The following is a 14,593-nucleotide window of genomic DNA, read 5'->3' on the forward strand; positions in this document are numbered from 1 at the left end:
TACGTACAGTTTGGTAAAAATAAAAATTTTTGCTTCCCTACTGATATTTAGATCTTTTCTGGGAATTATAAATCTAGTGAGGATTAAACCATTGCTGTGAAAACAATCACCAGCACACTGGTATAGATTGTTATTTTACTTAGGGTACATTTGCCACTGTTTGGCACTTAAGGAGAAATTATTATGGCAGTCAATATTTACTCAAACCTACCCGGAGACGGTTTTGAATCTGAAGAAACCAAGCTTTACAATCTCATCAATGAATATCGCACCCAAAATGGACTAGCACCAATAGCAGCATCCAAAGCGTTAAGCATCGTTGCTAATCGCCATGTCCAAGATTTAGCAGAAAACATTGGTACTCTAACTCACTCTTGGAGCGATGCTGTTTACGACCCCAACAACCCTAGCACTTATTCTGCAATGTGGACAGCACCGCAACGGTTCAACACAGGGTACTCTGGTAATGGTTACGAAAATGCTTTTGGCGGTTCAGGAAATTATGTAGCAACAGCGACGGATGCGCTACAAGGTTGGAAAAACAGCCCCTCACATAATGCAGTCATCCTCAACCAAGGAATGTGGCAAAATCTTAAATGGAATGCTTTGGGCGTTGGTCTTTACAAAGGATACGCAGTTATATGGTTTGGTGAGCAAACAGACCCTACAGGAACTCCGGCGCTAACTACCGCCAGCAATCCAATTTTAGGTACCGAAGGCAATGATACGCTGTTTGGAACTATTGGCAATGATACAATTCAGGGTTTAGGAGGCAATGACCAAATTTTTGGCAGTGATGGTAACGATGTTTTGTTCGGCAATCTGGGAAATGATCTCCTCAATGGTAATTTAGGCAATGACACCCTATATGGCGGTCAGGATAGCGATAATCTTTATGGTGGTAAGGGTGAAGATGTTTTATATGGCAATTTAGGCAATGATTTCCTCTACGGCAACATCGGTAAAGATACTCTCTACGGTGGTAAAGAAAATGATATCCTTTACGGCGGTCAAGACAATGATGTTTTATTTGGTGATGTAGGTAAAGATACTCTGTTTGGTGATTTCGGTGCTGATATTCTAACTGGTGGCGAAGGAAGCGATATTTTTGGTTTGCAATTAGATAAAGGTACAGATGTAATTACTGATTTCGCTGATGGGATTGATTTTCTGGGATTAAGTGGTGGTTTAAGTTTTGCTAATCTCTCAATTACTCAGGGTACTGGAAGTGATGCGGCGAATACTTTGATTTCCAGTAATGGGCAATTGTTAGCTGTGTTGCAAGGGGTTCAATCTACTAGCATTACTCAAGCAGATTTCACTATTTTGTAAGGCAGAGGGTAGAAGGTAGAAGGCAGAAGGCGGAAGGCAGAAGGAGAAAGTCAAAATTCCCCTTGTCCCCTCTGCCCCTCTGCCCCTCTGCCCCTCTGCCCCCCTGCCCCCCTGCCGCAGTTTCAGCGACGACGAGAAGAACGTTTATCGCTGTCTTGTCGTCTGCGATCGCGCCAATCTGCTAACGTTAAGTAGATAACGCCACCAGTGACGGTAACTAGTAGCACTAAGGCTGCTACGGCGAGAACATTGTAAATAGGTATTGTTGATTCCACTTTTCTACAAACCGTTACGCGCCCAAACTACCATCGAAATTGAATAGGTAAAGAGAACTAACAGAGCAACCCAACCTAAAGAGAGAATATCCATAAGCTTTGTTTACAACCAAAAGATCGAAAATGACTCCAAGGATTATCATACTTCGTTAGTGGTGGGATCTGAACTTTGGACGACTTAAACGCAGAACGGATAGAATCTCTCAAGGCTGGTATTTGTGGCGCTTTGTCTCTGTCGCTGGCATTTAGCGTCATAACGCTGTTACATCTGTTTTTGGCAAAGCAGTTTCCGGCTGTTGCTATTTGGCAAACTCCAACAGTAATTAATCTTTTATTTAGCGGCGGAGTAGCTTTTTTAAGTGGTTTTCTCTTTGGAATCACTTACCGCTACATTATTCGCCAAGATGAAAATTCCCATCTCCAAGAAGGTGCGGTGTTATCCTTTGGGCTAGTACGAGGTTTAGCCCAAGTGGATATCGGGTTAAAGTGGGAAAATACCTTTTGGTCTTTAGGTTTTCTCTGTGTTGAAAGTCTTTTACTATTCGCTTTCGCCCGCTTTATCCTCGATTTAGCAATTTACCGTCAATGGGTTAAACCTGCAAGGTAGCTGGGGAGGTGGGGGGATGGGGGGATGGGGAGGTGGGGAGGTGGGGGGATGGGGAGATGGGGAGATGGGGAGACAGTTTGAAACTCAAAACTTTCCCAGTCCCTAGTCCCTAGTCCCTGTTAAACTATAAATTCGGTAAATTCTGGTTGTCCGTAGATCATGTTGCGATCGATCGCTGAGAGAATTCTATTATCGGCAAGTTGGGAAAATAGGCAGCGACACACTAATTTTGCTACATCAGCGCGGTGAATTGTTCCGGCAATTTTGTAGTCTTCTGTGAGTACTCCATTGCCAGTGCTGGGTTCTGATTTTAGTCCCCCTGGTCGGATAATTGTGTAAGTTAGTCCACTTTCAATTAAATGTTGTTCTGCTTTTTCTTTTTCTGCTAAAACTGCACCCAAGGTTTGCATTGCTTGGGGTGGTAAGGCAACTGCACTATTGCCAGTGCCAATTGAAGTGACTAAAATAAATTTTTGTACTCCGGCTTTGACTGCGGCATCAATGAGGTTTTTGTTACCTAAATAGTCTGCACGTTCGCCGTCTTTGGGTAAACCGCCTATTGTGCTAATTACTGCTTGAATGGTGTCGCTTTGCATTGCTTGTTCCATTGCAGTTTTGTCTAATGCGTCTCCCATGACAATTTTAACTCCCATCGCTTCCAGTTCTGGGCGAGTTGCTTCTGAACGCAGTAGTGCTTTTACTTTTTGGTTTTGTTCTGTTAAATTTATGGCAATTTCTCGTCCTACGCCGCGACTTGCCCCTGCTAGAAATATATAGGATGCTTCTGTCATGTTGGTTCCTAAAATTTATAATTGACCTTAATTATAAGGCATATTGCTTTATTATTTTTTATAAATAAATATATGTTGCTGATTTTGATTATATAAGGAGAGGTTAGTTGCTGCAAAATGTTACTTTGTCTGGTGTAATTGCGATCGCTATTGGTGCGATTCCTGGTGCTTTAACTCGCTATTATGTGACTGAATTGTGTAAAAGTGCGATCGGGAGAAACTTTCCTTACGGCACTTTTATTATCAATTTTACAGGTTGTTTACTAATCGGTTTTTTCTTCACTTTATTTCAGGGAATTCCTGGCTTTCCGCCTGAAATAGATTTGCTGATTAGAACGGGGTTTTTGGGTTCTTATACAACTTTCTCAACTTACGGATACGATACCTTATCATTGTGGCGAAATGGCAAGAATGGAGCTACCATTTTTTACTGGTTAGGTAGTGCATTTTTAGCGGTTATTGGTGTTTTAATCGGTCGTTATTTCGCGCAGCTAATCGTAGGATATTAGCACAGAAATCATCAAAGTATGTCCAATAATTTAATTACTGGGGGTTGAATCATGCAAAATAGTTTTAATCGCACGATATTAGCAATTTCTGTAGGTGCCATTCCGGGTGCAATAGGGCGCTACTTAATCGCTGAATTGACCAAAGATTTAATTGGTAAAGATTACGCTTTCTATGCCACGTTTTTTATTAATGTAACTGGTTGTTTTATCATTGCCTTGTTTTACACTTTAAACGAGAGAAAGTTTAGGAGTATTCCAATTGAATATCGATTGGCGATCGCAACTGGTTTTTGTGGTGCTTATACCACTTTTTCAACTTACGGATTAGAGACTGTTTTACAAATAGATAAAGGTGCTACAACAGTGGCTTTAATCTATTGGTTAGGCAGCATAATGTTGGGAATGGTAGCTGTAAAATTGGGCGTAATTTTAGGTAGCCTTAATTCTAATTACGAAGGATTTGATAGCTGAGGCAAAATATCATTTGCTCAGCAAACAGAAACCGGGTTTCTGCGATTTAAAGTATTTATCAAAGCGATGGCTATTTATCTTTAGTTTGGAGAGTCAAATTTAAACATGGTAAACCTAAATCTTTTTCAATAATTGACTGGGTTAATGTTCTAGCTTCGGCGCTACGAGTTAGTAATTGGGCAGTTCCATCGCCTTGAGAACCGACTCCTTTGCCACCCCAAATTAGGTTTTGAATGGGGGAATAGTTTAGTAAATTATGCAGTTTTGGCGCTTGTAATTCTGTGGGAGATGCGGGGGCGATTAGGCGATCGAATATTTCTTGCGCTTCTTTCATTAATTCCCCTATTTTTTCCGCATTTCCGGCAATTAATGCTTGCTTTGCTTGGGCGGTAATTTCTTGATTTAAAGAACCAAGGGCGCGGCGAATTCCTTGGGTAAATTCACCTTGTTCGGCACAAAATTGAGCATTCAAATCTCGGAGAATTGTCACTGTGTCTTTTCGCCCTTTCAAATCTACAATTAAATAGTAAAAGCTACCATTTAAGGGAATTGGTTCAATTTCTAATGCTTTGCCATCGAATGTAAGAAACGTTGGGATTTGTCCAAAGGCACAAATTTGATCCATTCTGCCACAACGGGAAGGTGTTAGGGTTTCGCCGCGATAAGCTAAGTCCATTTCTTGTTGTTTGGCAAGATTTAAATTATAAATTTGGTTGCAAGCTTGAGCGACTAAAACACAAATTGCGGCTGAGGATGAAAGCCCTTTTTTTAAGGGTAAATCCATGCGATAACAATCTATTTCTAATCCGTTAATTGGGTAGTTATGCAAAATTTCGTGAAAGGTTCCGGCAACGTAACTCCAGAAATTACCTTTTTTCGCTTCTGCTAATAATTGTTCTGATTCTAATGGTAAAAACAGGCTTTGTTGTTGGTTATTGGGAAGGATGGAACGAACTATTAATTGATTTTCTTGCTGACGAACACGAGCATAAATTCCTTGGTTAGTACCAACGGCTATGCAGTAACCGGGGGTTTCGCGAAACTGAGGGTAAGCACCAGCCCAGTCTGAGTGTTCGCCAAATAAGCAAAGCCTACCAGGGACAAATAAGTTTAGCTCAGACATTTGCTAGGAGGTAAAGTATAAATATAAACATAGATACCATTTATTGCCGCTAAATTTCTAGCTTTTGCCTTTTCAATTAGTTTATGACTAAATTCCACAAAACAGCATCAAGTTTTATCAAGGGCTCGAAGACACTGCCGGGAAAATACTAACGCAAGTTGCTAGTTATTTACATAAAGGTACGTTGTTGGGCTTTAGCCCTCTTAGGAAACGTGGCTTTATGAGGGCTTTAGCCCAACAACGTACAAAGAATCAGACTAATCTTATAACTAGCAACTTGGGTTACTATACTTCTGAGGAGATTTTTGCCTAGGAGTGCGATCGCATTTTTGCCACTCGTTGGCTATGTGTTGGGCGCGAGGAACAAATCCCTAATCCGGGAGATTACTTTCTGCAAGATATCGGTGGGGAAAGTTTAATTGTATTGCGTGATTCAAAACAGGAAATTCAGGCTTTTTATAATGTTTGCAGACATCGAGGAACCAGGCTTTGTGTTGAAGCAAAAGGTCATTTCGCCGGAACGATTAACTGTCCCTATCATGCTTGGGCTTATGGCTTAGATGGACAGTTAATGGTTGCGCCTTTGATGAATGAACTGGCAGATTTTTGTCGCGAAGAATACCCATTGCATCGCGTGAATGTCATTACTTGGGAAGGATTTATTTTGTTAAATTTATCCCAATCTTGCGAACCCTTTACTAGTGCTTTTGCCCCTTTAATTGGGAAATTCGGTCAATGGCATTTACCACAGCTAAGGGTAGCATATCGTATTGATTACAAGGTAAAAGCTAACTGGAAGCTGATTTTTCTAAATTACTCTGAATGCTATCATTGTCCAGTAATTCACCCTAACTTGGCGAAATTATCCCCTTACCGCAGTGGAGAGAATGATTTGTTTTCTGGGGCTTTTTTGGGAGGGTTCATGAAACTAAAGCAGTCAGGAACCAGTCTAACTATGAGTGGCGATCGCTGCGGGTTAGTTTTGGGGGAATTGAGTGGAGAAGACTTAAACCGAGTTTACTATTACTCAGTTTTTCCCAATCTGTTATTGAGTCTATTTCCTGATTATGTGATGGTGCATCGACTATTGCCGCAAAGCAAGAGTGAAACGATGATTGTTTGTGAATGGCTGTTTAGTCCAGAAAGCTTTAACCAAACTGGGTTTAATCCATCGGATGCGGTGCTGTTTTGGGATCGAGTCAATCAACAAGACTGGCAGGTGTGGGAATTGATGCAAGCTGGTGTAAGTTCTCGCGCTTACACTCCTGGGCCTTATTCTAGTGCAGAAAGTTTGCTGGCACAATTCGATCGGGAATTTCTCCGACTAATGGGACACTAAGTATAACAGGGAGTCGTATTGCGTCATCAAAACATGATTTTATTTTTCTTGAATTCCTTAATTTTCGGGCAATTCCTGCCTTTCTTTAAGAGGGTGTTTACTAACTGTCAGCTATTTGGGCTGCGTATTTTTTCGGCATTGGTTTAAACTCCATACATATTCAGAGGAGTGAACAGAATGGATTTACGTAGAGATGCTTTGGAGATTCTTAAAGAAACCAGCCGGACTTTCTACATCCCAATAAGTCGTCTACCGCTAGAACTACAAGCAGCTGTGGTTTCTGCTTATCTATGTATGCGTGCTATTGATGAGATTGAAGATCATCCAGAATTGGCAAATTCGGTCAAGGCAAGATTGTTACGCAGTATTAGTCTGAGTTTACAGGGTGCAGCTGATGGGGTGATTCCTGATGATTTTTATCAGGAGTTCCACTCTCAGGATGTTTTGCTACCAGAAGTGTCCCTGCGGGTGAAGGAATGGGCTTTGCTGGCACCAGAAAGTATTGCGCCTCGTGTTTGGGATGCTACTGCGGCTATGGCCGATCGCATGGCTTACTGGGCGGAACGCAACTGGGAAATTCACACGGAGGCGGATCTCGATCGCTATACTTTCAGTGTCGCTGGTGCTGTGGGTTTGCTGCTGTCTGATTTGTGGGCTTGGTACGATGGGACTCAGACTAACCGGAGTCATGCGATCGGTTTTGGTCGCGGTTTACAAGCTGTCAACATTCTTCGCAACTACAAGGAAGATTTGCTGCGTGGGGTAAGTTATTTTCCTAATGGCTGGACTGCTGACGATCTGCAAATCTATGCCCGTCGTAATCTCAAGCTGGCTGATGCCTACACTAGGTCTTTACCTCATGGCCCAGCTTTGGACTTTTGCCGCATTCCTCTGGCTTTAGCTTATGGCACTTTGGATGTGCTGGCTCATGGCGAAAGTAAACTGACTCGTAGCGCAGTTATGGCTCTCATTGAGCAAGTAACTGGCTCGAAAAAGTAGTTGCTAGGGAACAGGGAACAGGGACAAGGGGACAAGGGGACAGGGGGGCAGGGGGACAGGGGGGCAGGGGGACAGGGGGACAGGGGGACAAGGGGAATTTTTTTACTTTCTGCCCCTGGAGTCCCTGGAGTCCCTGGAGCCCCTGGAGCCCCTGGAGTCTACAGCAGCTAAAAGGAGAAAAAGGCGATAAACTAAAGCCATTTGCTGCTTTATGGGGCTAAAACTCTAAATAGCATCATCGCTTGTGAGGAGAAAATTTTAGGTAAGCTTACTCCGGTCTAAAGACACGGAGCTTTAGCCACAGATTTGAAATGTCGGAAAGAGAGATAATTGTCCCTCTAATTGACAACTCATGCCCGGACTTTCGGGACTGATTACAGAAGCCCCCAAAGCAGCCATAACATTAGCCGCATTTACATCAGCATCATGCTCAAACCCACAATGCCCACACTTAAAAACCTTCCCGTTGCGATACGACTTCCCTTTAACTGGGTGAATGTGATGGCAGCGAGAACAAGTTTGACTTGTGTATGCAGGTGGCACAAATACAATTTGAACTCCCGCAATATTGGCTTTGTATTGAGTGAACAACCTCAGTTGATAAAACGCCCAGTTGTTAGTCCTGCGACGTTCAGTTTTATTCCTTGGTTTTTGATTCAAGGATTCTCTGATATTGGTCAGATCTTCAAAAGCCAATGCCGCATCAAATTGTTTAGCTTCCTGAACAATTTGCTTAGAAATGTTGTGGTTCAACCACTTTTGAAATCGCTGTTCTCTCCCGGAGAGCCTTCTAAGAAGTCTTCTCGAATTCCTAGTGCGTTTGGATTGAACGTTAGCTCTAACTTTACTGTATCGATCTCGAACGCTTTGAATTTGTTTCCCACTCCACGATTTACCCGTAGAAGTAGTAGCATTAAACTCAGTGAGACTGTCACCAGTCCCACTGGTCTTCAAAACGGAACGTGAAAGTTTCCCTTCATTCCGCTCCTCTGTGATATGGTGCTTTTCACGCATACCTCATTACCCATTTATCCTCGACTTTTTCAAGTCTCCTGGTGGGCTTAGGCTCGGTACTATTGCAACCGGATTTTTTGCCCAGACTACTATCGTTGGTAGTCTTTGTGTCGTGGCAATGTCTGTGTAGAAGTTGCCAGTTATCGTATGAATCCTTTCCACCTTGCGATTTGGGGATTCTATGGTCAACTTCCATTACATCGTCTTCTCGGAATGTTAGTCCACAGCAGGTACACTTCCCTTTCTGTTTCTTCAAGAGTGTTGAAACCCTCTTGGGTATTTCAGGGCTGTTTCCCATTCTTGTACTCCAGTAAACCAGGTTTCCGTCGTATGGTGACGATTCGCCTTTAACTTTTACATGGCGCTTGATTTCGGTGGCGCTATGTTTTAGTAACCGCATTGGGTTTTTACCCTCTGACCTGGTTGCGAATACCCAATTTACGCCTCCTATTGTTTGCCAATATTTCTTTGCCACCCATCCTAATGATTTGTTTGGGTGTCGGCGTTTTGCCCAAGCGGTAAGTTTAAGGTAGGCGAGGTTGTCTAAATCTGAAAATGCCTCACTGCTTACTACGGTTGAGTAATATTTAGCCCACCCCTTGATGATGGGGTTTATTCGACTGATGAGCGCCGCTTGAGGTGCTGTCTTATGGGCTTCAATTACTTCTGCTATTTTTTTGTAATGTACCTTAATCTTCTCTTTACTTGGGGTGATGATGGTTTTAAAGCCTAGAGGTCGGTTTCCTCTTGAGGTTTTCCCAGTATGGTATTTTCCCACTGGAAACTGACGTATATTAAAACCGAGGAAGTTGAATCCTGGTTGCTCTTGCCCACATTGACTAAGGGTGTGGGCAAGCCTTGTTTTGCTTGGCTTTAATTCCAGTCCCATGCCTTTTAACCATTCAGAGATAATTTCCCTGCATCTTTGGACAACGGTTATGTCTTCGTGGAGAATCACAAAGTCATCGGCGTAACGAATAAGGTTGAGAGCTTTTCGGTTGTCTCTTTTGCCAAAACCACCTCTGGTGGGTAAAGTATCGGCAAATTCTTTTACTCGTTCTTCCATCCCGTGAAGGGCGATATTTGCCAATAGTGGAGATATGACCCCCCCCTGCGGCGTTCCCTCAGATGTATCAAGGTACTGTATATCATCCATCACTCCCGCTTTTAACCACGCTCGTATTTGTCGGCGAAGGGTGGGGAATGTATTTAATTTGTTGAGCAGTGCCTTATGGTCGATGCGGTCAAAACATTTGGCAATATCGGCATCCAGCACAAATTTAGACTTGCAGTGGATACTTTTGTAAATTGCCTCTATCGCATCATGGCATGAGCGTCCGGTTCTGAACCCGTATGAATTCGGTTCAAATCGCGCTTCCCATTCTGGCTCTAATGCCAGCTTGACTATCGCTTGCAAGGCACGGTCTTTCATTGTAGGTATACTTAGAGGTCGTTTCTCATCCGTTCCCGGTTTTGGAATCCATACTCGTCGGGTCGGGCTGACCTTAGTCCCCAGTTTTAATTCACCTGTTAGAGTCAGACGTTGCTTTGGGGTTAGACTCTTCTGCCCATCCACACCTGCCGTCTTTTTCCCTTGGTTATCTTGGGACACTCTACGAACCGATAATGCTCTTGCTGACCAGGACTTCATCAGTATCTTCTGGAGTCCACGAACTAACTTCACATCGCCACGTTGAGAGGCTTGATAGATGCGTTTTTGTAATTTAAAGACTTTACGCTCCAGCTTGCGCCAAGGTATCGCCTTCCATTCAATCATCGGAGAAAATCCCCGTGCTTTTGACATTTCCATTACTACTTGAACCTCTATCTTCCATTTCACCGTGAGTCTGTCTGCATATCCTTAGAGTTACCCAAGGCGTTCGCTTCTGACTCTATCTTTCCTACTCGCGGCATCCGGTTAGCACCTACTCAGGAAATCGACCATCCTGAGAGCATACGAGAGGTTACTTCGTTCCTGATAGACATTGTTTGAACCTTTAGAGTGACACTGTACACCGGGTTTATTGGAAGTGCATAATGGTCAGGATATCACTGCCATTTCCCTTATCCTTTGCCTTTTGGCTCCAGCGCATAAGCCTTATTTCGCTGGTTACAGCCTGACGATGTTTACCGTGTCTTCACCTTATGTTACTCATGGGTTCTTGCTCGAAGGGAACCAACTTAGGCTGTCAGTTTTACCTCCTTTCATCCCCGCTTTACGGATTGATGGCTAGTCGCTACCGTAGGGGAAGTGCTTTCACCACTGCACCTGTGGGAAAGGACTTGAGTTTTCTAGGATACTTCCTCTCACCTTCATGTCTATCAAGTTGTCAAGGTATAATTAACCTAGCGACTAATCCCCCGAATCCTTGGTATGAACTGGTTTCTAGTCAACGAATCGCACAATATCTCTTCTACCCAAATCCACACCAATAACTTTAGGTGTTTTACCTGTGGGCTCGGTAGGCAGATCGACACCAATATTAATGTAGTAGTCGCCTTGCTTGGTTTTATTGAGAGTAGCAGCAGTTGGGGACTGCCCTTTAAGCAACGCCAACTGGTAATTGCCAATACTCAACTTAAACTTAACTCGACCACACATCAAAGTAACGCCAACAGTTTGCAAGTCCTCAATATATTGAAATGTCCGAGCATCCAAACTAATAGATGTTGGTCTAAACTTGTGAACTTGTTTAACAGCTTTGGCGTTCCCAACAACCCGACGAATTGCTTGACAAACATGATTGGCTTTCAATCCTGTAGATGTTCTCACTGGTTTATAAACCAAGTGATGCAACTTAGTCGTATTCCAGCAATTTTCTGCTGTAGCTACTTCGTATATCTGATTGCAAGCATCAGCAAACCCCCGCAAAGTGCGGTCTATTTCTTGCCGCAACTCAACAGGGACTTGGAGCTTACATTTTACAGATATAATCTGCATTGTACATGGGTGTTAACTCATCCCATCATTGTAACACAAAGCCGTGCTAAAGCACGGGGTTTCAGACCCAAGGAGTTTTGATGACTGTTAAGGTCAAATCTTTTGATTCGCCTGTGCCGGAGATGACTACTGGGAGAAAGCGCTACGTTCCCCGAAATCATCGGCGTATTCTTTGTGCTTTTCCTAAGTATGCTCCTTCGTTTGGTACTTTTTATCATGCTTACCCACTTTCAGGTCGTCGGGTGAAGGCGATGATGCCTCCTCAAGGTCTTTTAATTGTGGCTGCTTACTTGCCTCAAGAGTGGGAAATTCGTTTTATTGATGAGAATGTTCGACCTATTAAAAAGTCTGATTTTCAATGGGCGGATGTGGTAGTTGTCAGTGGAATGCACATTCAACGCCAAGAGATTAATTATATAAATGAACGGGCGCATCAAGCTGGTAAAATTACGGTTGTGGGGGGGCCTTCGGTTTCTGGTTGTCCAGAATATTACCCAGATTTTGATATTCTAAATCTTGGGGAATTGGGTGATGGGACCGATCGCTTAATTGAGTATTTAGATCAATATAAGGAACGTCCAAAAAGTCAAATTCGCTTTGAGTCTAAGGAACGTTTACCTTTAAGTGAATTTCCGATTCCGGCTTATCATTTGATAGATTTAAGTAATTATTTTATGGGGGATATTCAGTTTTCAAGCGGTTGTCCTTACCGTTGCGAATTCTGTGATATTCCTGAGCTTTATGGACGCGATCCCAGGATTAAATCACCAGAACAAGTGTTGGCAGAATTAGATGCGATGTTAAAGCTGGGAAGTCCGGGGGGAATTTATTTTGTAGATGATAATTTTGTGGGCGATCGCCAGGCGTTAATGCAGTTATTACCTGCGTTAATTGACTGGCAAAAACGCAATGGTTATCCGGTACAATTTGCTTGTGAAGCTACTTTGAATTTAGCCCAAAGCCCGAAGATTTTAGAAATGATGCGACAGGCTTATTTTACTACGGTTTTTTGTGGAATTGAAACGCCCGATACCAAAGCTTTGCACTCAATTTCTAAGGTACAAAATTTGAGTATGCCGATTTTAGAGGCGGTAAAAATTTTGAATAGTTACGGCTTGGAAGTGGTATCGGGAATTATTCTGGGATTGGATACGGATACTCCTGATACGGGCGATCGCATTTTAGAATTTATCCGACTTTCTAATATTCCAGTTTTGACAATTAATTTACTTTACGCTTTGCCCAAAACTCCTTTGTGGCGCAGATTAGAGGCGGAAGGTAGATTGGTTTTTGATGAGAAACGAGAATCGAATGTTGAATTTTTAATGCCTTACGAACAAGTGGTGGAAATGTGGCGGCGCTGCATTACTACTGCTTATGAACCAGAGTTTTTATATCAAAGGTTTGCTTACAACATGGAACACACTTATCCCAATCGGATTAAAGTGCCAAATAGCCCGCAGCGTGCTTCCTCGGCAAATATTAAAAGAGGTTTATTTGCTTTGGGAAATATCCTAGTGCGCGTTGGGATATTTGGTAATTACCGAGAGACTTTTTGGAAGTTTGCCAAGCCAGCTTTAAAAGCGAAAAAAATTGAAAGTGTAATTCATGTGGGGTTAATTGCCCATCATTTAATTACCTTTGGTCAAGAGTGTGGTCAAGGTAAAGAGTCTGCTTCTTTCTATTCTCAGAAAATTCGCAAAGCGGAAATGTCACTAATCAAAATTGGTTCTCGATAATTAGCGGGAAATCTTCCCAAGGATGAAGGAAAATGAGAAAATTCACCTCTGGTATTAGAGCCGACATTCGCTGGGCAATTCTTACAGGAATCCAATTTTTATTTAGCAAAATTAAGCGATTGATTCGCTGGTTGATTTTTGGGGGAATTCTGTTTTTCTTAATAGGAATGCTGCGGAACAATTGGCAACAAGTAGCAGCAATTCGGATAGATAAAACAGGTTGGTTGTTTTTAATAAGTTCCCTAATAGTAACGATTTTAGCTCAGACTTGGGCGGGTTGGGTTTGGAGTTGGATGTTGCGGGAGTTCAAACAACCAAGAAATAGTTTATGGATGATTAATGTTTATTTGAAAACTAATATTGCCAAGTATTTACCGGGGAATGTTTGGCATTATTATGGGAGGGTGAAAAAACTCAGAGATTCGGGTGTTCCTACTTCTCCTGCTACTTTGAGTGTGTTGATTGAACCAATTTTACAAGCAGCGGCTGCGGTTTTAATGATTATTATTGGGCGGCAAATCAGTGGCTCAATTTTAGAAGAAACAAGTATTTGGAGTTGGCAATTTTTTGGCGCGATCGCAGTTTTAATGCTACTACATCCTTGGGTTCTCAATCCGATTTTGCAAATGTTGGGTAAGTTTGAAAAGCCACCTCAAGGAGCAGAAAATTTCTCTCCTTTGAGTTGGAAAATAGATAATTACCCGGTTAAACCTTTGGTAGGATCTATCGGATTTTTGAGTTTACGGGGTTTAGGTTTTTGTTTGATTTTATCGGCTTTTACTAGCTATAATTTGAGCCAATTACCCATGTTGCTGAGTGCTTTTAGTATTGCTTGGGTAACAGCTTTAGTTGTTCCGGGGGCACCGGGAGGTATTGGGGTGTTTGAAGCAACGGCGATCGCACTTTTAGCTCAACCTTTTTCCACTGCTGTCGTTTTTAGTGCCGCCGCACTTTACCGTTTGATCAGTATTATTGCTGAAACTTTAGCAGTTGGCATGGTTTGGTTAGATGAAAAGCTCAATAAATACAAAAAAGCAAATACTTAGACAATAGATTAGCAATAGGTATTATTGCTAATTGAATCCGATCGTTGCTAATTTTTAACCTAGTCTAAAGAATCTATAAAAGTTCTTGATTCTAGACAGGAATAGGTTAATCATAGAACTAGACCAGGTAACTAATTAATCATTTCTTTACCTATTGATAAAGAAGGTTAATGCTTGCTCGCTGTTGCTTAGTACTTAGTATTGGTGTGAACTAAGTAGTATTTTAGACATAATTGTTTTCTGTTCAGCTTGCCTACCTTAAGGCAGATGAACTGAGAAAAGTAATAGTTATAAATAGTTCAAGTTCAGCGAATTAAACTGAAGCAACAGCAGTTTAACCGCAAATTCTATTAAGGAAAATTAACTGTAAAATCTAAACTAGAAATTTTTTCAGATTTGTGATAAGG

At 42.2% G+C, this 14,593-nt stretch carries 13 protein-coding genes and 2 pseudogenes; 8 read left to right on the forward strand and 7 right to left on the reverse strand.

From position 1 onward, the window contains the following. Window positions 1–183 precede the first annotated feature (183 nt). Complete coding sequence (locus ACE1CI_RS06540) at window positions 184–1,332, forward strand: CAP domain-containing protein (protein ID WP_413264376.1); 1,149 nt, start codon at window positions 184–186, stop codon at window positions 1,330–1,332. 122 nt (window positions 1,333–1,454) lie between these two features. Here ACE1CI_RS06540 and ACE1CI_RS06545 read toward each other — a convergent pair whose 3' ends face one another. Both ACE1CI_RS06545 and petN read right to left on the reverse strand, forming a co-directional pair. Next, the gene (locus ACE1CI_RS06545) at window positions 1,455–1,607 is read right to left on the reverse strand and encodes a hypothetical protein (protein WP_413264375.1); all 153 of its coding nucleotides are present in this window, start codon (window positions 1,605–1,607) and stop codon (window positions 1,455–1,457) included. A 4-nt stretch (window positions 1,608–1,611) separates the two neighbouring features. Then, a complete protein-coding gene (gene petN / locus ACE1CI_RS06550) occupies window positions 1,612–1,701 on the reverse strand; it encodes a cytochrome b6-f complex subunit PetN (RefSeq protein WP_413264374.1) in 90 nt (29 codons plus the stop codon). A gap of 75 nt (window positions 1,702–1,776) precedes the next feature. Between petN and ACE1CI_RS06555 the strand changes: the two genes are divergently transcribed. Then, window positions 1,777–2,214 (forward strand): hypothetical protein, encoded by a 438-nt coding sequence (locus tag ACE1CI_RS06555; RefSeq protein ID WP_413264373.1) that lies wholly within the window; start codon window positions 1,777–1,779, stop codon window positions 2,212–2,214. A 119-nt stretch (window positions 2,215–2,333) separates the two neighbouring features. Here the strand turns inward: ACE1CI_RS06555 and ACE1CI_RS06560 are convergent, their stop codons facing one another. Then, a complete protein-coding gene (locus ACE1CI_RS06560; protein WP_413266867.1) occupies window positions 2,334–3,005 on the reverse strand; it encodes an SDR family oxidoreductase in 672 nt (223 codons plus the stop codon). Window positions 3,006–3,112: 107 nt separating this feature from the next. Here ACE1CI_RS06560 and crcB (ACE1CI_RS06565) point away from each other — a divergent pair, with 107 nt between their 5' ends. After that, window positions 3,113–3,514 (forward strand): fluoride efflux transporter CrcB, encoded by a 402-nt coding sequence (gene crcB, locus ACE1CI_RS06565; RefSeq protein ID WP_413266868.1) that lies wholly within the window; start codon window positions 3,113–3,115, stop codon window positions 3,512–3,514. Window positions 3,515–3,565: 51 nt separating this feature from the next. Then, complete coding sequence (gene crcB / locus ACE1CI_RS06570; RefSeq protein ID WP_413266869.1) at window positions 3,566–3,985, forward strand: fluoride efflux transporter CrcB; 420 nt, start codon at window positions 3,566–3,568, stop codon at window positions 3,983–3,985. Between the two features lie 70 nt (window positions 3,986–4,055). Here the strand turns inward: crcB (ACE1CI_RS06570) and ACE1CI_RS06575 are convergent, their stop codons facing one another. Then, a complete protein-coding gene (locus tag ACE1CI_RS06575; protein ID WP_413266870.1) occupies window positions 4,056–5,108 on the reverse strand; it encodes a mevalonate kinase family protein in 1,053 nt (350 codons plus the stop codon). A 325-nt stretch (window positions 5,109–5,433) separates the two neighbouring features. Between ACE1CI_RS06575 and ACE1CI_RS06580 the strand changes: the two genes are divergently transcribed. Together ACE1CI_RS06580 and ACE1CI_RS06585 are read left to right on the forward strand one after the other, a co-directional pair. Next, window positions 5,434–6,447, forward strand: coding sequence for an aromatic ring-hydroxylating oxygenase subunit alpha (locus ACE1CI_RS06580; RefSeq protein WP_413266873.1), 1,014 nt, complete (start codon window positions 5,434–5,436; stop codon window positions 6,445–6,447). 177 nt (window positions 6,448–6,624) lie between these two features. Further along, a complete protein-coding gene (locus ACE1CI_RS06585; RefSeq protein WP_496615280.1) occupies window positions 6,625–7,446 on the forward strand; it encodes a squalene/phytoene synthase family protein in 822 nt (273 codons plus the stop codon). A gap of 294 nt (window positions 7,447–7,740) precedes the next feature. On the opposite strand, the pseudogene ACE1CI_RS06590 reads toward ACE1CI_RS06585, so the two are convergent. The 3 genes and pseudogenes from ACE1CI_RS06590 to ACE1CI_RS06600 all read right to left on the reverse strand — a co-directional run. Continuing rightward, window positions 7,741–8,358, reverse strand: a pseudogene (locus tag ACE1CI_RS06590) (RNA-guided endonuclease InsQ/TnpB family protein); the annotation flags it as partial. Between the two features lie 94 nt (window positions 8,359–8,452). After that, entirely contained in the window at window positions 8,453–10,264 is a 1,812-nt protein-coding gene (gene ltrA / locus ACE1CI_RS06595) for a group II intron reverse transcriptase/maturase (RefSeq protein WP_496615598.1), read from the reverse strand. Between the two features lie 600 nt (window positions 10,265–10,864). Then, window positions 10,865–11,401: pseudogene (locus ACE1CI_RS06600) on the reverse strand (nuclease/transposase family protein); the annotation flags it as partial. A gap of 80 nt (window positions 11,402–11,481) precedes the next feature. Between ACE1CI_RS06600 and ACE1CI_RS06605 the strand changes: the two are divergent. Continuing rightward, complete coding sequence (locus tag ACE1CI_RS06605; protein WP_413265996.1) at window positions 11,482–13,140, forward strand: B12-binding domain-containing radical SAM protein; 1,659 nt, start codon at window positions 11,482–11,484, stop codon at window positions 13,138–13,140. A gap of 32 nt (window positions 13,141–13,172) precedes the next feature. Then, window positions 13,173–14,186 carry a lysylphosphatidylglycerol synthase transmembrane domain-containing protein gene (locus tag ACE1CI_RS06610; RefSeq protein WP_413265995.1) on the forward strand — a complete coding sequence of 338 codons (1,014 nt, stop codon included), beginning with the start codon at window positions 13,173–13,175 and terminating at the stop codon, window positions 14,184–14,186. Window positions 14,187–14,593: the final 407 nt, after the last annotated feature.

This window comes from Floridaenema flaviceps BLCC-F50 (genome assembly GCF_041929275.2).
GTDB lineage: Bacteria > Cyanobacteriota > Cyanobacteriia > Cyanobacteriales > Aerosakkonemataceae > Floridanema > Floridanema flaviceps.

Excerpts from the sequence above, each read along its gene's own strand:
- ACE1CI_RS06540 (WP_413264376.1), top strand. The coding sequence starts at position 184 with ATGGCAGTCAATATTTACTCAAACCTACCCGGAGACGGTTTTGAATCT.
- petN (WP_413264374.1), bottom strand. The coding sequence starts at position 1,701 with ATGGATATTCTCTCTTTAGGTTGGGTTGCTCTGTTAGTTCTCTTTACC.
- ACE1CI_RS06610 (WP_413265995.1), top strand. The coding sequence starts at position 13,173 with ATGAGAAAATTCACCTCTGGTATTAGAGCCGACATTCGCTGGGCAATT.
- ACE1CI_RS06560 (WP_413266867.1), bottom strand. The coding sequence starts at position 3,005 with ATGACAGAAGCATCCTATATATTTCTAGCAGGGGCAAGTCGCGGCGTA.
- ACE1CI_RS06605 (WP_413265996.1), top strand. The coding sequence starts at position 11,482 with ATGACTGTTAAGGTCAAATCTTTTGATTCGCCTGTGCCGGAGATGACT.
- ACE1CI_RS06575 (WP_413266870.1), bottom strand. The coding sequence starts at position 5,108 with ATGTCTGAGCTAAACTTATTTGTCCCTGGTAGGCTTTGCTTATTTGGC.
- crcB (WP_413266869.1), top strand. The coding sequence starts at position 3,566 with ATGCAAAATAGTTTTAATCGCACGATATTAGCAATTTCTGTAGGTGCC.
- ltrA (WP_496615598.1), bottom strand. The coding sequence starts at position 10,264 with ATGTCAAAAGCACGGGGATTTTCTCCGATGATTGAATGGAAGGCGATA.
- ACE1CI_RS06585 (WP_496615280.1), top strand. The coding sequence starts at position 6,625 with ATGGATTTACGTAGAGATGCTTTGGAGATTCTTAAAGAAACCAGCCGG.